This is a genomic window from Ruegeria sp. CDSA141 (assembly GCF_059612005.1).
In genome coordinates this window covers 1-20738 of record NZ_JBXWPT010000029.1, presented here as the reverse complement: position 1 = coordinate 20738, position 20738 = coordinate 1, and the positions used below count along the sequence as shown (strand labels likewise).

Here is a 20738-nt window from a genome sequence, read left to right as displayed (position 1 = left end):
CGATCTGATCATGAAAGACGGCAAAGTCTACAAGAACACGCTGGACTGAGTTCCAGATGAAGTCCTTTGCTCAAAGCATATTTTGTAACGACTGCTTTGGGCTCACAGTGGTCATCTGACAGTTTTGGTTGGGCATATGAGCTGTCCCGACCTGGTCAACGGCGGCAGTGCGGACAAAGCAGGCATTCGAAGACTGGTCTCGCGACCCACAAGTCAACTATGGTCGGAGTTCATCTTGCGATAGTCAGAGGGCGCCAGTCCTGTCAACTTCCTAAATGCGCGGCTGAAATTGTTTGCGGTTTCATATCCTAGCATTGAGGAGATGCTGGAGACTGTCTCGCGCGTATCTGTGAGGAGTTCCTCGGCCCTTGCTACCCTGACATCGTTGACGATTTCGCGAAAACGAACCCCTTCGGTTGATAACTTCCGCTGTAGTGTGCGAACGCCAAGATCGAGCGAACGCGCGGTGGCATCAATCGACATTTCCTCCCGATGAAGTTGTTGCCAAACCACTTCCTCGACTTGTTCTCTAAGTGTTTGAGGTGGGCCGCCCAATCGTTCGCGAGAAATATCTCCGACAGTTATCGAGCCGCCGGTGAGTTTTTTGGGCGTGGCTTCGGAGCTCAAAGCCGAAGCTTCAAACTCAACCCCAAGGCGGGTGGTGTTCCAGATTACAGGACAAGCGTAAGTGTCTTCTGCCTCGACAAACCCAGGAACTTTCGGGAAGTCCAAGAGCACGGCCGATGGCTTCCAGTCGTTTCCTAAATACGCGCGGAATATGCTCAGAAAAACCCCAACGGCCGAGAAACCGATGTCCGGATACGCGAAATGCGAGCGAAGTCCAAAACGATAACAGTAGCGCGCGCTAGTGCCCGAAGTTTCAAGCCACGCGCGATCCGTGGACGAATGAAATGGCATGACGGCAGAAGCTCGTATTAGCGCTGCCCCCAGCGTTGGAGCAGAAAGAACGTAACTCCCCCAGGCGCCGTAGTCAGCGACAGTGAGATACGGTGACCACAACAATCCGATGTTTTGTTGTCCCGAGGATCGTGCGGCTTCGTGCACAAAGGTCGCCAAAGCATGCTCCGAGATGTAACCGCCTCTTTCCTCAATGAAGTGATCAGGAAGATCGGCAGAGTCAAAAGCACGCAACAGGCGTCTCTCCCCAGCGGCCTCAAGCACAAACTGGGGCATCGCGCCCAAGGCCTTGGCCGAAATCATCGGTGGTAGGTTCAATCCGTCAACCCGCTTGTTCGCCCGCGTGTCGTGAAATGATACGCATCGGCTGAACGGATGTGCAAGCTTTCCACAAACAGCAGGGAGCATTGCGCCATGAAAATACTTGGACCATCACACAGCAGTTTGTCGACGCATCTTTTTGGCGTGGCGCTTATTGTGGGTATTTCTTCCTCGCCAGTTCTTTCCCAGTCCTTCAACGACAGGGGTGACATCCTTGCACGATCAGCCGAAGTCGAGGACATCGAGTACAAGATCATGGTGCAGCGCGCCACTCAGACTGCAATCTGGGGGATGCCCGCCGCTGGTATGATCGATTTTCTGAAGGGCATTCGCCGCGACCTCGGTGGCGACTACAACGACATCATTTATCTCAATAAGCCGTTCGATTCCAAACATGGGTTTCTTACGGCTAACGATGTTACGGCCTATGCTTGGGCTTCAATGACCTCCGAACCCGGTCCCCTTGTCATTGAAGTGCCCGCTGCCACCGACAAGGTTAACTACTTCGGTACAATCGTGAATGCTTGGGATGTTCCTATCGTGGACGTTGGTCCCGATGGTTTCGATGAAGGTGCCGGCGGCAAGTACCTCATGCTACCTCCAGGCTACGAATGGGATATGTCCCTGGAGGAATTAACTGAAGCAGGATACCTTCCCTTTGAAACAGATACCTACGAATATGGGTTTTCGTTCCGGCCAAAACTGAAGAATGGCGGAACGGACACCGATGCGGCCGACTACGCTCAGACGATCAAAGTGTACTACCTGTCTGAGGCTGACAATCCACCACCCAACAACTATCTGGAAGCGTCAGAAGTGCCGTACGACTCGCTTCCATACTACAACGAGACATTCTTTCAGGACCTGAACGATTACGTTCAAAACAACCCGATCCGTCCACAAGACAAGGTTATGGTGAATTTTCTGAAAGATCTCGGGATCGAGAAGGGAAAGCCTTTCGAACCAAGTGAACTTCAAATGCAGGCAATGAACGAGGGATTGTTGCTCGCGTACGCCTCGATGCAGAACTACTTTGTGACGCCCGGGAAAGCCATGATCCCACTTTGGGTCGACGATAGCGGCGAGATGAGGAGCCAGTGGTTGATTTGGGATTTCGCGGATGGTCAACCCGAGGCTGGTTTCCCCTATGAGACTGAGACCGAAGTCCTTGTGGATGCGCGTGCGGGCGGCAGTTATTTCTGGATTACATACCTGCCGAAACAACTGGGCGGAGGTACATTTTATCTGACAGGCCTGCGCGACAGCGACGGGGAAATGTACGATCACAATCAGACCTATAAACTGAACGTCCCAGCGGATACACCTGCCGACGATTTCTGGTCCGTGATTGTTTATTCGATGGAGACCAAGAGCTTCATTCGGAACGTTGATCCTGTCGGTTTGTCCGAGCGCGACACTGATGCGATGCAGGCTAATGAAGACGGTTCTTACGACATCTTTTTTGGACCAGAAGCACCGGAAGGCATGGAAAGCAACTGGATACCAACCACAGAGCCGTACTTCCTTTTGTTTCGTCTATATGGGCCGCAAGAAGGATGGCTGGAGAGTGGCTGGATGCTGGGCGATCTAGAAAAAGTAAACTGATCAAAACAAACAGTAATTCCCAATGGAGCGAACAATGAAAACAAAGTCGTTAGCTGTGCTGACTGCCCTGATACTCGCATCGCATTCTTCAGCCCAAGAATTCAAAGCCGACGTTCCTGAGAATGTTCTTACACCAGACAAGGTCGAGACCCAGACGCTTGGTGATCTGGAATTCTTCGATGGTATGCCATCACCTGAGACGGTGGAGAAAGTCTTCGACAACCTTGATCTGATCAGAGCAACGACTGCTTTCCTGGATGGCATGAAGATCGCTTCGCTTCGAGCTATGTTTCAGGGATACGAAGACTTGGGCGTCAATCCCAATGACGTCGTGATTGCAGAAGACCTGCTGGACGCGCGGTCCATCTGGCTGACGCCCAATACAACCACAATCTACATTGGTTCGAATGTCGATATCTCGGATGGCCCGATGGTGATTGAGGTTCCGGCAGGCCTGCTTGGGTTGCTTGATGACGCCGCGTTTGACTATGTGACGGATATCGGGGCGCTTGGCGCGGATAAGGGAGAAGGTGGCAAGTATCTACTTTTGCACAACGACGATGAAACGCCGGTGCCCGAGGGCTACTTCGAACTACGCACAAAGACATATGAGCACTGGTTGTTGCTAAGACGCTCGCCAGACGCAGACGGAGATACGGCTGGCCCTGTTGCCGAGATCAAGGCGGGTCTGAATATCTATCCGCTTAGTGAAGCGGACAATCCTCCCGCGGAAATTTTCCTGAATATCTCCGGTGTTCAACACAACACTGTTCACGCGAACAACGAAGACTTTTTTGAAGAGATCCACGTCGCGCTCGAAAACAATCCAATTGGTGCGTTCAGTCCGGAAATTGTAGGAACGTTTGCTTCCATAGGGATCAGGAAGGGCGAGCCCTTCGAACCCGATGCCCGTATGCAGGCCATTTTCAAGGAGGCAGCAGCGATAGCAAATGCCACGGCGCGAGCGATTACGTATGCCTCGCGCGATCCGGGAGTTTTCTTTTATGAAGACCGGCAATGGAACTCACCGTTTCAACGTCAGAGCTATCTGTTTCTTGAGGACGGTGCACGCATACTCGATGACCGTTCATACTTTTTCTATATGGCGACGGGCATAACGCCTGCGATGACCTCGCCACCGGTCGGTATGGGGTCTGTCTATGCGATGACGGCGCGAGACAACAACGGACAGTACCTGGATGGCTCAAAAACCTACAAGGTAACGCTCCCGGCACCCGTTCCCGCGAAAAACTTTGCGTCGTTTATGTTGTATAGCGGACAGACACGGTCGATCCTTGAAACTGACCAGCAATCCGGTGGTATCGACTCTAATCGACCGGGGATAAAGCCGAATGAGGATGGGAGTACCAGCATCTATTTTGGCCCGGAAGCCCCAGAAGGTTGGGAGAACAACTGGGCGCAAACCATGCCCGGGCAAAGCTTCAACTTGATGATGCGCCTCTACGGACCGCTCGAGCCTTGGTTCGACAAGACCTGGCGTCCTGGTGATCTGGAACTGGTAGAATAAAGCGACAGCCGCGACTATCGGGCGACGCTACTTTTTGGCGTCGTCTGGCATTTTCTTCGGTGTCGGTTTTGGGCTCAAAGCGGTCGTCGTCGGCGGCGTGTCAGAATGGCGGTCTGGACAGTCTTACAAGGGAGCGTGGTGTGGGGAATGGACTTCTACCGCGGATCTGGACGTACTAGGCAACGCAAGGAGCGTGCCAACGGATCGAAGGCAAATGTTGTGATAGCCGACATGCTTCACGCCTGTCCTAAGCGGCGCTAGTCTCCCGTCATAGCAACGCTGAAAGGAGCCGCCCAATGTCCCTCTTCTGTAAACTCTTCGGTGGTGGTGAAAAGTCGGAGCCGGAGCCAGTCTCTTACAGAGGGTTCGAAATCTTTCCGGACCTGATGCCCGAAGGTGGCAAGTACCGCCTTCTAGCCCGTATCGAAAAGACCATCGGCGGAAATCGCAAGACCCATACAGTAATCCGGGCGGATGTTTTTGAGACCCGAGATCAGGGCGAAAGCTTCAGCATCGCAAAGGCGAAACAGGTGATCGACGAGCAGGGCGAACGCATTTTCGATTAAGCAAACAGACAGCCTAATTTATGCGATGCAATCGACGGATGGTTCCGCAAATTAGACATCCGCCCCGATCTGGCGAAAGAACGCTAAGCAAGCCAAGCAGTCATTGGAAGTCTTAGATGCCCGATACATGCAGCTGCAATCTGGGTCCCAATTTCGTCTATTTTACAGCATGTGCTACCCTGTTGCATTTATCGTATGCAATTGGGGGCTGAAGATATGTGGAACATGGAACAGTTTGTAGCGGACTGCCGGACCGCAGTAGATCAGGACGCGTCTCACAAATCGGTGGCTGAGGTGGTGGACCGGGCGATGCGCGATCCCGCGGGCGTGACGCAAGCCTTGGGAGAGCCGACCGAAAGCGGTATCTTTCCCATTTACAAGTCAGGTGATCTGACAATCGTCAACGTCGTATGGAAGCCAGGAATGACCATAATGCCCCACAATCACGAAATGTGGGCCGTGATCGGTATTTATGGTGGCCGAGAAGATAACATTTTTTGGCAGCGCGTAGCAGATGACCCTAACGGACGCATTGAAGCGGCGGGGGCTCGAGCATTGTCGACGGGTGAATATGCTCCGCTTGGTAAGGACCTCATTCACTCGGTTACAAACCCTATCCCCAAGTTGACCGGAGCAATCCACGTATACGGTGGGGATTTTTTTGAAGCTGAGCGAAGCGAATGGGATCCAGAAAACCTGACGGAACATGCCTATGACATGTCGAAGGTTCGCGCGTTATTCGAGGACTAGTTTGCAGTTTGACAATTTGCGCTGGCAATGCCTGAGGCATGTTCCGTCTATACGGCAGGCTTCGCTGATTGCCGATTACTATCTCGTTGAATTGACACGGGGTGATGATCTCGGATTATGGACAGATGAGCAAATTACAACGCCCCCCGAAGCCTCGGCCACGCCCATTTCTTCCTAATCCGGACCGCTACGAGCAAATGGTCTATCGCCGTTGTGGGCAGTCTGGCATAAAGCTACCCGCGATAAGCCTTGGGCTATGGCACAACTTTGGTGGGGATACCCCGCACCAGACAAAGCGCGATCTCTGCCGCACTGCTTTTGACTTGGGTATAACGCACTTTGATTTAGCAAATAACTATGGCCCGCCGCCGGGATCGGCGGAAGAAGCATTCGGTGAAATTTTAAAAACTGATTTCGCAGGCTATCGGGACGAACTCATCATATCTACCAAGGCAGGGTATGATATGTGGCCGGGCCCCTATGGGGAGTGGGGATCACGAAAGTATCTTGTGGCCTCTTGTGATCAGTCGCTCAAGCGGATGGGGTTAGAATACGCAGATATCTTTTATTCCCACCGTTACGATCCAGATACCCCTCTGGAAGAAACTATGGGGGCCTTAGACTATATAGTGCGCTCTGGGCGCGCACTTTACGTCGGATTTTCAAGCTACAACTCGCAACGAACGCGCGAAGCGCTGGCTATCTTGAAAGCCCTTGGCACGCCGTGCCTGATTCATCAGCCGTCGTATAACCTACTCAACCGTTGGGTTGAGCGGGACGGGCTGTTGGATACGCTTGACGAATTGAACGTGGGATCGATTGCGTTCACGCCACTTGCCCAGGGTATTTTGACATCGAAGTATCTGAACGGCATTCCCGAAGACAGTCGTGCGACCCAAGGCAAGTCTCTATTGGACGGCATGATCAACGAACGTTCATTGACGAGTGTCAGGGCTCTAAACGATATAGCGGCGTCACGCGGTCAATCATTAGCTCAGATGGCGCTTGCTTGGGTGCTGAGAGGTGACCGGATTACGACAGCCCTTATTGGCGCTTCGCGTCCTGAGCAGATCGTGGATTGCGTAGGTGCGGTCCAGAATTTGGAATTTACCGAAGCGGAACTCGCTAAGATTGACGAGGTAAGCTCGGAAGAGGAAATCAATCTCTGGGCGCGATCCTCGGAAATTGAGTAAGATTGTTGACCACTGATTTTTGGTGCTAGCAGGTTCTTCTGCTTAATCGCATGGCGTTTCTGCTTTGGGCTCAAAGCGGTCATCTGACAACATCTGTCAGCCATCAAAGGCCTCCCAGTGCGCCGGAGGTCGGCAGTGCAGACCAAAGCAGACATTTGTGTTAGGCCACATGTATCCAGAAACCGATACGGGCCGACCTTTGGCTATTCTATCGTGAGAGCGCTATACCTTCGTAAATTCCATCCGATAAACGACTTCTTCGCCTGTCTTGGGGTCGATACCGGGAGCTCCACTAATCACCAATCTATCACCTTCGAGCACAAATGGACGTGAAAGGTCGCCGTGCCAGTTTGGGTTCCAAGACCCATCAACATGATGAACGACGCGGTCTTCTTCGAGCGAATAAGACGCGACGTAGGCAAGCATGTCGTCGAAAAGCTGGGCTTTTTCGCTCTCAGTCCAGCCATTTCGGCCTGAGTTCGGGCGATCTCGTCTGAAAACAGTGGCCATCATTCGCCCGTCTGCGTGGTATGCAATATAGCCAATTGGCTCGGGCCCCAGTGCATCGGTAATTTCACCCGTTGTCACCGACTGCCGCGTCCATGCATGCATTTTCCATGACCCAATCAAAGCGCTTCTGTCCAAAATCAAGCCCCTTGTATCCATCAGCGTTTAGACAGTATTCCACCAAACCTAGCCGAATTCCACCAAACCTAGCCGAACTTCCGTTGGTGTTAAGTAGGAAGTTCCTGGGTCAGCCAAGTTTGGTCACTCTGGGCTCGAAGCGATCATTCGCGGCAGTTGGTACGAACGACCACTCTGCGGGGTGATTTCAACGGACGAAACCGCCATTCGCCGCACCAGCAACGTTGTCAGATCCGAATTTCTGGAATGCGCAGATAGCAGACTTTGCAAAGTCGCGCAGAACGTCCCTTATCAAGCTTTTCGATATCGATCTCGGTTCCGCGCTAGTGATGTGCGTTTCGACCAGAGTATGGGTCGGCTCTCGCGCTGTCGTTGCCGCATGCGCAAGTTTGGTCGCAATGGTTTGGGTAGTAGAACGGGCAGAGTTCTTTCTCTGATCCTTGCGTTTGTCGACACTAATCACGTTAGCCATTTGACGTTTGATACACGGTCATAGGTCGCTCTATTCAAAGCCTGCCGCGTTCAACTGGAAGGCCATATCAAGTTCAGGATAAACACCAAAACGAAAATGACCGGAATGAATATTAACGCCTGCTGTAACTTCGAGCGGTTCTCGAACCATCCCATGCTTCTTATGGCCCAATACGCACCGCCACACAAAAGCCCCGTGACTATGGCGTGTACCCAATCCATTAGCAGTCTTGCGATGGTAGCATGGTGACATCAGAGTAGCGGCCCTCAGCAGTCGTTATACGTGCGCAGGCACCCGTATCACGATTGAACCAATATGAGGTGAGACCTTCGGAGCGGATCAATTCATAGCCGAGGTTCTGAATGCCCATTTCCGCTTGCCCCGCGCGGGCACCCTCGAACGCAGATAGATCGGACGCACTGCCGACAGCAGGTTGACCTGGTGCTGCGGATGGGCTGGGCTCATCACAGGCCGCGAGGCCCAGGGCAGCAAATCCAATGGTTAGAGGAGCAAAAGATTTCATGGTCATTTCCCTTTTCAAAGTCGTGGGATTACTCAATTCCGATGCCAATATCGAAGGTAACTGGTTGCGCCCCGGCGTTGACGACCTCAACCACATGATCGCCGGATTGCCAGAGTTGGCCATAATAGGGCGTGTCTGAAGAGATCAGATCCAGCAGAAGCGAACCGTCAGGATTAAAAATCTCGTAGTCCAGCGCACCTCCGCGTGAGCTAACGTCCACCCTTAAAAACTGGCCATTTGCAGCGCCAAGCACATATCGGACTGATGTGTTTGCGTTCAGCGTGCCAGACAAAGCCGCTCCGCTGGTGCCTTTTGCGAACTGGACACGTTGTGTTCCCGAAACGACCGGTGGTACACCGTCTGAACCGGCCATTGCGCCTTGGCCGTCATCTGCGGCCTGTGCGACACTGAGTTCAGCGACTTGGCCATCGTTGGCGACGAGGCATCGCCAGACCGTCTCGCCGCGATCTTTCAGCATTACAAGCGAATTTGCTTCGGAAAACTCCGTTGAGAGCACCGTACCACCTTGCCCGTCGGGCCCGCCGACAGCACGTAATTGATCGATACAGCCGTCAATCGCCTCCTGTCCAACTTCCGCTGCGTAGCCGACTACGGGCGAGACGCAGAGGGACAAAGTTAAAACTATGAATCGCATCATTCTAAACTCCCTAATTTAATTGGATTTGGCAGCATCCCGTAAACCTTGCAGTACGCCGTCGCATTCGCTTGCTGCACCGACAATTGCCTCACCGCTGCCCTCAGTGTCCGGTGTTAATTCCCGCAGATTGCTAACCGCGCGGTTGAAGACTTGGTTCACTTCCTCTTTAGTCAGTAGATCCTCCTGCTGGGCAGCGCTGGCGATACCACAACCACCTGCTGACAAGCTCGTCACAATACCTACGCCTGCGCCAGTTCCGATGCCCAACATACCCACCGCCGATACCTCCAACGATCAGCCCAATATCAGTTTACCCACGCGTTCTCTCCCCAATGTTCGGAGTTGTCCATTAATTGTCACTGGCAAATGACACTGCGCCGTCTTCTGTACTGTGTCTCAGGGTTTGAAGTGTTTTGAGCGAACTTGGCGAGGCTAGAGAGTGCCTTCGTCCGATAACGACATGATGCCATCTGTTGCACCGTCACTATAGGCGATGCACTGCCAAGGAGCGCGGTCAGGCCCAACGCCGACGCGCACAAGGGTTCCGGCTTCAGAAAACTCTGAACCGAGCAGTGCAACATCAGGATTGTTGGTAGTTGCTGCGACATCACGAAGGCATGCCTGTTCCGCGGCAGTCGGCGTCGCTGAAGTGCCGCTAGTTGTGCTGCTGTCTTCGCAGGCGGCAAGAATTGTAGCTATTGGAACGACCAAAAGTATTTTTTTCATAGTACCCCTCAATCCTATTGTCACAGAATTGGTTCCAGGTGCCTTACGGCGGAAGCCTATTGTTTTCTATATTCAACAATACGATTTCGATACTATTGGTCAACAATTGTGTTTTGTTCGCGTTGGTTGACTTATTGTGCTTCGCGTCCAGTGATTGCAGCAGCCTCCGTTGATCAATTTTGTATTTTTTGTACTTCTTGGGATATGCAAGGCTTGGTCTTGAATGCCCGGTTTGGGCTGTGAGCGACCGCTTTGGCTCGCCGTACTGAAGGTCTGCTCCCAGCCTATTCCGTTGAAAAACTCTTGGGTTTGTCGTTTATATCTGCACAGCCGAGATCTTGGTCAGATAGCGGGTATCTTTTGGGTAGCCGGGATGAGCCTTGTGAGTTTTCTGAGGTTTTGGGCGGTGGCGGCGAGGTGGAATTCGTCCCGAGCGCCGCATGGGCCACGTAATCGAAGGCGCCCGAGACCGAGGATGCGCTTGAGATGGGCAAACAGCATCTCGACCTTCTTTCTGAGCTTGCACGAAATTACATATTGGGTGGTCTGGGAGATGGCACGAGCCACGTCTCGGGATGGTTCATGGATGGAGCGCGTCACCTTGCGCTGTGGCTCTTTCGGGCAGCATCGGCTCTTCAGGATGCAGGCGGCGCAGTCGGGTTTGCTGGCGCGGTAGCGCAGGATCCCATCCTTGTCCGGCCTGGGCTTTCTCGGTTTTGTGTAGGCGCGGCGATATTGTTTGAGTTCCTTGCCAGCAGGGCAGATATAGGCATCGTTTTCAACGTCAAAGGTGAAGTCGGTGCGCTCGAAGGTTCCATCGTTGCGGCCGGATTTGTCGATAACCGGGATATGTGGGGCGATGCCTTGATCGACGAGCCAACTCAGCATCGGTCCAGAGCCATAGGCGGTGTCTGCGATCAGCCTCTCAGGGTTCAGATCGTGGCGTTCGCGCACCCGGTCGACCATGGTTCGGGTCGCGCCAACCTCAGCTTGGCGGATCGACCGGGTTGCTTCCACGTCCAGGGTCACTCCGTTGTCCGTGTCGATCAGATAGTTGGCTGAATAGGCAAAATAGGCGGGCCCACCCCGCGCGCCAGCCCATTGAGAGGCCGGATCGGAGTGCGAGGTGAACTTCGGTTTCACCGCACTTGCTGCACCGAAGGCGGCGTCATCCAACGTATCCAGGTATTCCCTAACGGCGCGGGGGTGCTTCTTCAGGGATGATTTTCTCAGGTGCCCAATCCCGCTGCGGTGAGGAATTCTGCCGGTTGGCATCAACTTGGATCAGGCTGGCGTCAGCTGCGAAGCGCTGCCCACTGGCCAACCCTTCCTCGATACAACGCGCTACAACCGTCTCGAACAAATGCCGCAAAAGATCACTGTCTCGGAAACGACCGTGCCGGTTTTTCGAGAAGGTCGACTGGTCCGGCACCGGATCAGTGAGATCTAGGCGACAAAACCAGCGGTAAGCGAGGTTGAGATGCACCTCGTCGCAGAGCCGTCGCTCGGACCTGATGCCCATCACGTAGCCTATCAGCAGCATCCGGATCATCAGTTCCGGATCAACGGACGGTCTGCCAGTCGAACTATAGAACGCAGCAAGGTGCCGGCGGATATCAGACAGTTCAACGAACCGATCTATACCTCGAAGAATATGGTCTTGCGGGACATGATCCTCAACCGAGAACTCGTAGAACAGTGACCCTTGTGCTTGCTGCCTTGGCCCCATCATCGCTCATTCTCCTGTTCAGTACAGGAATTGAATCAGCGACTTGCACGTCGATCAAGGAAGATTTTTTCAACAAGATAAGCCCAAACCCGACATTCAAACCCGAGCTTTGCAGTTACCAAGATGCGCGATCAATCTGCCGGATTTGTCAGCGCGACTTGGTTCCGGCACCGCTATTCTGGCAACCCTGCCCTGCGAAGCGCTTCAAAGTAACGTTCAGCGCCTTCAGAGCCAGCATAGTCCACGTTGCTACGCCACTTCGAAATCGTCTCACCAGGTTCCATTTGCAGCATTTGCGCCAAAGCCACGGACGCTTTCTCAGGCTCCCCAAGCATTGCGTGAGCAGCGGCCCTCGTGCTGTGGAGCGCGGCATAGTTTTTTGAGAAGCGCAGACCTGCTTCTGCAAAGGCGATAGCATCATGATCTCGACCAAGCATTACGCAAGAGGTGGCGGCACCTCCGGAAGCACCCACGAAAACGGCTCCATATCGGCCCAACCGAAGCGCCGTCTGAAAGCAACTCAATGCCATTTTAGGAAACCCGGCCCAGTTGTATCCCCAACCCATAAACAAATGCAGGCGGGCATCTAATGGCGCTCGTTGCCGGATTTGCTCAAGCGCCACGGAAAGTCGATCCGCATCCCCATCCACATTGTAGTCAGCCACTGCAACACTCAGATCAAGCGTTGGGCTTTGCCCTGCCATCTGCCGTCCGGCCTCGATCCAGCGTGGCAATTTCTCATAGTTAAGATGACAGCTCGCGACGAAGATCATAAGTTCTTGCGCCATTCATTGTCCAAATGGCTTCGGCATAGGCGGCAGCGAGGGTTGGTTTAGCCTCAATGGCCCTGGCGTGATATGCCAACGTCTCTTCGTAGCTGTCGATACCGGCATCCGACCAAGCGATCATGCCCATCAGGACGCACTGCTCGGCGGTCAGTTCGACTTCTGGCAATGCGGAGAGTTTTGCGGTCTCAGACTGAATCAAGATCCCACTAACCGCATCCAACAGCTTTTCTACGACCTCGTCCTGCCAATCGAAGATAGCTTCGACCAAACCGTCGAACTTCTGAGTCCAGATTTCAGAACCAGAAGGGTCATTTAAGCGGGCTTCCAAACGCAATCGGTCACCGTGTCTACGCAGCATGCCGCGAAGCGTATATCCCTCTGGTGGCTCCGTGGAGGATATCGCCGCGTTTAACCAGTTGATCGTTCGAAAATAAGAACCGAAATCTGAAGTGAGAGCTGCGGCCATTTCCTTTAGTTCAGTGCGTTGGTCGCTGCACGTCACAGTATGGATGGAGAGCTTTGGCAAGCTCGTCTCTGTGAAAGAATGCGAGCTTTGCGATGCGCCCTGGTGCGGTCCATCGTGAATCCACACATCCAGGCTGCGCTCGATGTTCTTGAGCTTCTTCTTCCCTACAGCTTTAAACGCGTCTGCCAGAGTGTGTTCAATGTTCAAGTGTACGGGTTCAGAAATAGCGATGCCACCGGTTGGCGCAATTCTCTCAAGGCGCGCGGCAATGTTTACACCGTCACCCAAGATGTCGTCACCTTTTTCTGTGATGTCTCCCACATGAACACCGATCCGCATGTTCATTAACGAGTGTTCAGCCAACTGCTCTTGTAGCTGCATTGCTGCGGTCACAGCTTGCGCCGCGCTGTCAAATCGCGCCAACCAACCATCACCCATGCTCTTCACGACCCGACCTGATTGGCCCGCTATTGTTGGGGTGACGATATCACTTTCCAGGTGATCAAGCATTAGAAGTGTAGCGTGCTCATCTTTGTGCATGAGCGCCGAATACCCAACGACATCCGCGGCCAGTATTGCCGCCAATTTTCGTTGCAATTGTTGTCCCTTGCTCGACATGCTTTGACAATAGTAGATGCGGCTCTTCACTCCAACTGGCTGATTACGAAGTCCGCTCAGGGCTCTAGGGCACCGTTCGCAACCCATAGCTGCCATTCGTGCAGCAACCGGAGAATGTATGTTTCGAGCCCGTTTTGGTCATAGGTTGATCGCAGGGATCGCCTCGCAATACGAACTTCCTAAGAGACGATCATGTAGTACTTCCGCAATTTTTCTGTGATCTCCCAGATCAACCTGCTCCCTTTTTTGATGAAAAACGTATCGCCAGCCGTGAAGGTCTCGGCGTCTCCGTCAGGATGCGTCAGTGTTACGGACCCAGAAATCACGGTCATCATTTCATGTACCGGATAAGCATCGATCTCTTCACGACAGGGTGGGCATTCCCAAACGCCCGAGAGAATAGTCTCGTCTTCGTTTGCAAACTTGAACCAGTTTCTTTCATTCGTATCACTGGTCGTGAAGGAGCCAGGATCGGTGAAATCCGAGGCCACCATGTCGTTTGGGTTGGGTATCAGCCTGAAAGACATCGTTTTCATTGAAACTCCCTTGGTGCGAGGTGATCAATCGATGACTCGGCTTTTGATTCCCTCAGCTGTGATCATAGCACAAATCGGCTCGCGCCTGCATGGACGGCTTTGGCACAACCCGCTGCTAGGCATAGATATTGAAGACAAGCTCGCCATCGCTGAAGCTACTGAGGTATAATTTTTTTAGGCCGCTTCCCAGCGGCCTTTATTGAAAAAATCTCGCAAGTACGACTATCAGTCCAGAGCAGGCTTTTTCACCCAGCCTTTCAGTTTCCGAAGTGCGGGACCAAGCGGCCACCGGAATAACGCCGTAGTAGGTCCATTTTTTCAGACCAAAATATAGTCAATCTAGAGCGCGCAATCTGCTTCCGGGACCGACAACGATTTAGCCTCGGTCGTTCAAATCCAATGCTCGATAAGTGCCCTCCGGCAATCCTGCCTTCCGGAAGGCATCAACGTAGGGCGCTATAAGAGCGTCCGGACGCTGGTAACGGCGATACACCCAAACAATGTCGGCGATTTTCACGCCGGGACGCGTGGCTTCAAGCCGGTTTCGGGCGCGCTCAAGTTCGTCAGCGCGTCCAAGCCTGGCGAGAACCGTGACTTCGGGGATCATCGACCACCAATAATCCAGCAGCACGCCCTTGCGCGCTTCGGCAAGCGCAAGTTCGTATTCACCCTTGTGAAAGTGGTACTCCGAGAGCGCTTGATGCCAATCCTTGATGGTCGACCCTGGGTCGAGGTCGATAGCCCGCCGTACAAGCGCCGCGCCCAGATCGAAACGCCCGGTCCAGACCAGCCAGTAGCCGAATTCCGCCTCCACGCTGCGGTCGCCTCCAATAGCGAGCGCGTCCTCCGCCTCGGCGAAAAAGCCGTCGCGATCCCCATTCATGAGCAGAAGAATACCCAAGATAAGTCGAACACGGGCCGAGTTTGGGTTGAGTGCCTTGGCTTCGTTGGCGGCAGCCAAAGCTCGGTTGAGTTTTTCCTCATATGTGCCAGCATAGCGATCCCCAAAAAAGCTTAGATCTACACGCAATGCCTCGGCCAGCTGCGCCCAGGCGCGCCAATAATCCGGCTCTTCCTTGATTACCCTTTCAATGCAACCTTGGACCCGCTTCTGCACATCCGGTCTATCGTAGAGATCGTCATAGAACATAGTACATTCATACGACGACAGCCGTTCCGGCGGTTTCGCCCTTGCCCGCCTTTCGTCTGTTCGCCTGATGGCGCCGCGCGTGTCACCAATCGCAACTGCAACGCGCTCGGTGATCCGAGATTGCACATCGAAAAGATTGGCGGTCGTAAGTTTCTCATCGAACGCCTCGGACCAGACCTGCGCTCTGCTCTGGGTGTCAATCAGGCGCGCCGTTACCCGCAGACGATCACCCGCTTGCCGTACTGTACCTTCAAGCACGAATTCGGCACCCAAGGATTCACCGATACCGCGCACATCCTGGTGCTGCCCTCGGTAGGAGAAGGTGGTGTGCCGCGACAAGACGTTGAGGTCGCGATAGCGTCCGAGTTCGATAATCACATCCTCGCTGATGCCATCGGACAAGTAATCTTTCGACGGGTCTCCACTTAGGTTCTCGAACGCCAAAACCGCTATTGTAGGACCTGTAGGCCGGGTCAGAGCCGTAGCCTCGTCAAAAGGAACGTCTTCATTGGCCCCCCAGCGATGCATGCCTTGCCAAACCACAAATGCCGCAATGATCAGAAGCGCTCCACCTATTGCCGCCTGAACGCCACGGCTCCTAACCCAGCTGCGGCGGCTGATTGCTCGGCTCTGAGGATTCACATGATAAATTCGCACCGGCTCAGAAATGTTCTTCAGGCGGGTTTCACCCAAGTATTCGAAACCAACGTTAGCTTTGCCGGCTGCCTGAGTTGCAACAACTTCGGACACGCAAACGCTACCAGGCTCCGCCAACTCCTCAAGCCGTGCAGCGATATTGACACCGTCACCATAAAGGTCATCGCCATCAATCATCACGTCGCCAAGATTTATGCCGATCCTCAATTCAAGCTGCTCTTCAGGAGACAGGTTGCCGTTTCTCTTCGCCAGTTTCGCTTGGATTTCAGTCGCGCAGTTCACTGCATCAACGACCGAAGCAAACTCCACGAGCGTTCCGTCACCCATTAGTTTGACGATGCGACCATGATGTTTCTCAACCTGCGGATCGAACAGCTCCGAACGAAGTGCTTTGAGAGCGTTCAAAACGCCGATCTCATTCGCGCCCATCAAGCGTGAATAACCAACCACATCAGCGGCCAAGATCGCGGCAAGTCGACGTTCCATTGGTGAAGTTTACGTCAGAAAGGTCCGTCATTCCAAGAAACGCCTAAACTCAATCCGGTATGCACGCTTGGGCGATAGCACGAGCCACGTTGCGGGATGGTTCGTGGATCGACCATCTTACCTTGCGCTGCGGCTCCTTCGGGCAGCATCGGCTCATCAGAGGGCAGATCTCACAGTCGAATTTACGGGCGCGGTAGCGAAGTATGCCGTCCTTGTCTGGTCTGGGCTCCCCCCGCTTTGTGAGGACCCGGCGGTATTGCTTGAGTTCCTTTCCACCGGGACAGATGTAGGTGTCGCTCTCAGTGTCAAAGGTGAAGTCGGCGCGCTCGAAGGTTCCATCGTTGAGGCCAGATTTGTCGATAACCGGGATATATGGAGCGATGCCGTGATCGGCGAGCCAACTCAGCATGGGTCCAGTGCCGTAGGCCGTGTCTGCGATCAACCGTTCCGGCTTGAATACATGGCGTGCGCGCACCCGACCAACCATGGTTCGGACAGTGCCGACCTCGGCCCGCCTGATCGACCGGGTTGCTTCGACATCCAGGATCACACCGTTGTCGGTGCCGATCAGAGAGTTGGCTGAATAGGCAAAACAGGCGGGTCCACCTCGCGCACCGGTCTATTGCGACGCGGGATCGGAATGCGAGGTGAACTTCGGCTTCTCCGGCCTTGCTGCACCAAAGGCGGCGGCATCCAACGTATCCAAGTATTCCCTGACGGCACGGGGTGCATCTTCAGGGACGATATTCTCAGGCGACCAATCCTGCTGCGGTGAAGAGTTTTGCCGATAGGCGTCAGCTTGAATCAGACCGGCATCTGCCGCGAAGCGCTGGCCGCTTGCCAGCCCTTCCACGATACAGCGCGCCACAATCATCTCGAACAGGTGTCCGAGCAGATTGCTATCGCGGAACCGTCCGTGCCGGTTCTTCGAGAAGGTCGAATGATCGGACACCGGGTCGGTAAGATCGACGTGGCAGAACCAACGGTAAGCGAAGTTGAGATGCACCTCGTCGCAGAGCCAACGCTCGGATCTGATGCCCATTACGTAACCGAGCAGCAGCATCCGGATCATCAATTCCGGATCAACTGATGGTCGACCTGTCGAACTGTAGAATGGCGCAAGCTGCTGTCGGATATCAGACAGTGCGACGAACCGGTCTATACCCCGAAGTATATGGTCTTGCGGGACATAGTCCTCAATCGAGAACTCGTAGAACAGTGACCCTCGTGCTTGCTGCCATGGCCCCATCATCGCTCATTCTCCCGTTCAGTACGGGAATGAATCAGCGACTTGCGCGTCTATCAAGGAAGAGTTTTTCAACGGAATAGGCTGCCTCCAGTCACTTATGTGTAAGGCCGTGAAAGGCGGCACCGAGCCCTATGCGATCAATAGGATTGCCAATCTTAAACATCGTCCATCAGGAGTAGCTAGAAAACCGAGATTGACCGAACATTTTGCGATGTTCGACAGGGGTCAGTCCAGTCTTTCGCTTGAACAACCTCCTAAACGACGGCGTATCGGTATAGCCGACTGCTTCTCCAACCTCCGCGACGGAGCCGTCGGTGGTTTCAAGCAACTGCCGAGCCTCTTCAATTCGCAGCGCCAAAACGTAATCTTGCGGTGACTTACTCGTTGCTTTGCGAAAGCGTCGTGCAAACGTAGTTGGCGGCAACCCGGAACGTTTAACCATTTCTGCGACTGGGTTATCGATGGCGTAATTGTCGGAAATCCATAACTGAGCCCGTGAGATAATGGCGTCAGCATGAGGTGCCGTAGTGATCATTGAACTGAATGGTGACTGAAGTTCTCCGCGGTTGGCCATAAGCCAGACTTTTGCTGCCCGTACCGCCCTTTGCGTGCCGCCGTAATGCGCGATCAGGAACGTAGCGAGTTCCTGCCACCCGGTTGTCCCACCCGACGTAACGGGTCCGCGGGACGCATCAGCAAAGCAAAGGCCGCGGTCGATGCGAAGCCGCACATTTGGGTAAAACCTTCGAAAAAGGCCTTCCCAAGCCCAATGTGTGGTCGCTTCAATCCCATCCAAGATACCTATTTCCGCCAGATAGACCGCCCCGGTACAGGCTGACACGATACGCGTCTTGGCCAAGTCGCGCTTAGCAAGCCACGCTAAACAAGGATGTTGTTCGGGGTCGAGCCGGTCGTGCGGTGAAAGTGTCAGTCCAGGTACGACAATAATATCAGCGTCGTCTGCGTTCTTAAATGTCTGGTCTGGCGCGGTCCACACGCCACTTCCGCAACGAAATCCCTCGGTGTCAGGGCCAACAAGGCTAACGTCAAATACCGGCGTAGGCTCCTCGCCGCTCACCAAATGTTCCCAGTCCCGACCTGCGGCCGACAAAGTGTCATACAGGCCAAACACGCTGGAAGCGCTGGTTTCTGGGGAGGCAACGATCTGAACCGAAAATGGCATCGGTAAAATTCCCAAAGTGGTGAATTTACCCCCTTTTTAGCCGTTCTGCCACTCACGCAAAACGAAAAATGTCGTGCAGCCTTCAAGGGCACGTAGTTCGCTGGAGGTGTTAGCGATGATGAACGCAGTTTGGAGTAATTTTTTTGACATTGAAAAGCCGATCTTTTTGAAGAGACTCGCGCTCGGAAAACTTAGCCGAACAGATGACCAAGGAAGAGGAACCGACAACTGCAAAGTGACGGAAGAGATGTGGAAATCAGTGATCTATATCGGACCAGGCTGTTCACTGGTGAGAGACCGTTAGTTTGAGTAATTTCGATGTCAGCTTCAGTCCCGCTAGGCCGACATTAATGCCATCTGAACCGACCCGATGAACTACTGAAGCCGTCACATGGCCGGTCTGAGCCCGAAGCGGTCCATTCGAGAAGCATGGTTTTCGATAACGATCCTTGACCCGACCCGATTTCTTGCAAGATGCTTGCGCAGAGAAAGGGCGGCAAGTTGGAAGCTAATCTCAATCGTTCTGGATACCGATTGCGGCCGAGTATGGTATCGGATCGATCAGATGTGGCAGAGTACATATTTGGGGACGCAGAGGTCGCCAAAACTCTCATTCACAACGTCTCTTCGCGTAAAGGTGCACTGGCGGCAACCGATGCTTGGATCGACACTCTTGCCGTCGATGGAGTGCGGAGCGCCAACAATGCCACACACATTGGTCTGTGGACCGTCCGGGACGAAGCCAGCGATAACCAATTTGTAGGAATTCGTGGCGTATTTGTTGCGCCGGGATTGCCCCATAATACTGTGGCGACTTTTGTTGCAGTCGCTCGTTCCTATTTGGGAAAAGGGGTATCAAGCGATTCATCCCGAATACTTTGTGGACACGTTTTCGAAACCTCTGACGCCGATGCGATCTACACGCGTGTATGGCCAAAATTGAACCCAGCGAGCGACGCAGTTCAACGTCGGCTTGGTTTTGTCCCTGCGGAACGGCATACGCTGCAAGATACATTTGGCAAAGCCCGGATGCAGGAAGTGCTAGATTTCGATCTGTGGCGAGCGTCCAATTTGCAAGGCGACGGTTTCGATGAGACGCTGCGCCAAGTTTCGATAAGAATTGGCCAGTTGGCGGCGGAAGATCTTTTGAGCCTCAAAGTGGCGGTTAAGAGAATTACAGAAGCGCTGCCAGACGTACTGGCGCAAGTCGAGGACATTAGAACCCAAGTGGCGAACGACGTCCGGCTTGGATTTCAAAATCCTGCGTGGGCAAGTTATCTAATGTCACGGGATAATTGGTTTGCGTCGCGAATTGTCTGAGTAATTGGCTAATGCAAATGATTGCTTTGTCCGGATAGTGTTGAAAAACTTGATTATTCTGCTTCCTCACTTATCCGCCAAAATCACTTGTATCAAAACAGTCGATACCGCATGCCCAGAGCTGGCCATGAACTACTCTCTCATCGGCAGACCAGTGTTTTGGCCAACCCCCTTTCCCAATTATCCGGTTGGCTTTCTACGGACTACTTTTTCGGCGGTTTTTGGCGAAAGTGGAGCTTTTCAACAGTATCAGCCCGAAACGGGCCTTCACCAGCGAGCTTTCTAGAACTCGAGAAGCAGACACATCGGTTGATCAACATCGAACCTGAAGCGGACAAGCGCTCATAGCGGGCATCAAAGAGCATAGGCATCCTACCCCGCCAAACCTGCTACCGCATGGTCATGAGAGGTATGCGGTCGATGCATGTTGAGAATGCGTCGAGCTTCATTCGATTGTCCCGAAATTGCTAGCGCATGCGCCAATGAAAACTCAATTAAGTCGCGTTGCGCCCGGCTACCGCCTAGGCGTTCGTGCTCAGACATGACACCTACGAATTTCTCAATCGCTTCATCAGCATTTCCATCCGCCAACGCACGGAATGCGCCTGCGACAGAGGCAACGGTGGGGCCTGCGGGGCCCTTTGCGCCGTC

The 20738-nt window shown here is 53.6% G+C and carries 17 protein-coding genes and 3 pseudogenes; 6 read left to right on the top strand and 14 right to left on the bottom strand.

Annotation, left to right across the window (positions count from 1 at the left end):
- Nucleotides 1-213: 213 nt before the first annotated feature.
- Entirely contained in the window at nt 214-1221 is a 1008-nt protein-coding gene (locus tag AC2FLP_RS21130; RefSeq protein ID WP_496686213.1) for a helix-turn-helix domain-containing protein, read from the bottom strand.
- A 111-nt stretch (nt 1222-1332) separates the two neighbouring features.
- Between AC2FLP_RS21130 and AC2FLP_RS21125 the strand changes: the two genes are divergently transcribed.
- The 5 genes from AC2FLP_RS21125 (at nt 1333) to mgrA (ending at nt 6881) form a co-directional block, all read left to right on the top strand.
- Nucleotides 1333-2844, top strand: coding sequence for a DUF1214 domain-containing protein (locus AC2FLP_RS21125; protein WP_496710074.1), 1512 nt, complete (start codon nt 1333-1335; stop codon nt 2842-2844).
- Nucleotides 2845-2878: 34 nt separating this feature from the next.
- Entirely contained in the window at nt 2879-4372 is a 1494-nt protein-coding gene (locus tag AC2FLP_RS21120) for a DUF1254 domain-containing protein (RefSeq protein ID WP_496686217.1), read from the top strand.
- A 296-nt stretch (nt 4373-4668) separates the two neighbouring features.
- Entirely contained in the window at nt 4669-4938 is a 270-nt protein-coding gene (locus tag AC2FLP_RS21115; protein WP_481667877.1) for an HlyU family transcriptional regulator, read from the top strand.
- A 225-nt stretch (nt 4939-5163) separates the two neighbouring features.
- On the top strand, nt 5164-5688 hold the full coding sequence (locus tag AC2FLP_RS21110) for a cysteine dioxygenase family protein (protein WP_496686219.1): 525 nt from the start codon (nt 5164-5166) through the stop codon (nt 5686-5688).
- Between the two features lie 125 nt (nt 5689-5813).
- The gene (gene mgrA, locus AC2FLP_RS21105) at nt 5814-6881 is read left to right on the top strand and encodes an L-glyceraldehyde 3-phosphate reductase (RefSeq protein WP_496674528.1); all 1068 of its coding nucleotides are present in this window, start codon (nt 5814-5816) and stop codon (nt 6879-6881) included.
- A gap of 222 nt (nt 6882-7103) precedes the next feature.
- Here mgrA and AC2FLP_RS21100 read toward each other — a convergent pair whose 3' ends face one another.
- The 12 genes and pseudogenes from AC2FLP_RS21100 to AC2FLP_RS21045 form a co-directional block, all read right to left on the bottom strand.
- Nucleotides 7104-7526, bottom strand: a complete 423-nt coding sequence (locus AC2FLP_RS21100) for a lipocalin-like domain-containing protein (RefSeq protein ID WP_496710073.1) — start codon at nt 7524-7526, stop codon at nt 7104-7106.
- A gap of 692 nt (nt 7527-8218) precedes the next feature.
- Nucleotides 8219-8521, bottom strand: a complete 303-nt coding sequence (locus AC2FLP_RS21095) for a hypothetical protein (protein WP_481669230.1) — start codon at nt 8519-8521, stop codon at nt 8219-8221.
- 28 nt (nt 8522-8549) lie between these two features.
- Complete coding sequence (locus AC2FLP_RS21090; protein WP_496686221.1) at nt 8550-9179, bottom strand: hypothetical protein; 630 nt, start codon at nt 9177-9179, stop codon at nt 8550-8552.
- 15 nt (nt 9180-9194) lie between these two features.
- Nucleotides 9195-9449: a hypothetical protein gene (locus AC2FLP_RS21085; protein WP_481669228.1), complete on the bottom strand. Its 255-nt coding sequence runs from the start codon at nt 9447-9449 to the stop codon at nt 9195-9197.
- A gap of 162 nt (nt 9450-9611) precedes the next feature.
- Nucleotides 9612-9905, bottom strand: a complete 294-nt coding sequence (locus AC2FLP_RS21080; RefSeq protein WP_481669227.1) for a hypothetical protein — start codon at nt 9903-9905, stop codon at nt 9612-9614.
- Between the two features lie 342 nt (nt 9906-10247).
- Nucleotides 10248-11637 (bottom strand): annotated as a pseudogene (locus AC2FLP_RS21075) (IS1182 family transposase).
- Nucleotides 11638-11807: 170 nt separating this feature from the next.
- Nucleotides 11808-12422 (bottom strand): hypothetical protein, encoded by a 615-nt coding sequence (locus AC2FLP_RS21070; protein ID WP_496686234.1) that lies wholly within the window; start codon nt 12420-12422, stop codon nt 11808-11810.
- The gene (locus AC2FLP_RS21065) at nt 12379-13536 is read right to left on the bottom strand and encodes an adenylate/guanylate cyclase domain-containing protein (protein ID WP_496686236.1); all 1158 of its coding nucleotides are present in this window, start codon (nt 13534-13536) and stop codon (nt 12379-12381) included. Before AC2FLP_RS21065 ends, AC2FLP_RS21070 begins: the two co-directional genes overlap by 44 nt.
- A gap of 149 nt (nt 13537-13685) precedes the next feature.
- Nucleotides 13686-14042 carry a cupin domain-containing protein gene (locus AC2FLP_RS21060; protein WP_282022465.1) on the bottom strand — a complete coding sequence of 119 codons (357 nt, stop codon included), beginning with the start codon at nt 14040-14042 and terminating at the stop codon, nt 13686-13688.
- Nucleotides 14043-14418: 376 nt separating this feature from the next.
- Entirely contained in the window at nt 14419-16335 is a 1917-nt protein-coding gene (locus AC2FLP_RS21055) for an adenylate/guanylate cyclase domain-containing protein (protein WP_282022464.1), read from the bottom strand.
- Between the two features lie 67 nt (nt 16336-16402).
- Nucleotides 16403-17587, bottom strand: a pseudogene (locus AC2FLP_RS21050) (transposase); the annotation flags it as partial.
- A 166-nt stretch (nt 17588-17753) separates the two neighbouring features.
- Nucleotides 17754-18767, bottom strand: a complete 1014-nt coding sequence (locus AC2FLP_RS21045; protein ID WP_496686241.1) for a GlxA family transcriptional regulator — start codon at nt 18765-18767, stop codon at nt 17754-17756.
- Nucleotides 18768-19241: 474 nt separating this feature from the next.
- Between AC2FLP_RS21045 and AC2FLP_RS21040 the strand changes: the two genes are divergently transcribed.
- The gene (locus AC2FLP_RS21040) at nt 19242-20087 is read left to right on the top strand and encodes a GNAT family N-acetyltransferase (protein ID WP_496686244.1); all 846 of its coding nucleotides are present in this window, start codon (nt 19242-19244) and stop codon (nt 20085-20087) included.
- Nucleotides 20088-20459: 372 nt separating this feature from the next.
- Here AC2FLP_RS21040 and AC2FLP_RS21035 read toward each other — a convergent pair.
- Nucleotides 20460-20738, bottom strand: a pseudogene (locus AC2FLP_RS21035) (tetratricopeptide repeat protein); the annotation flags it as partial.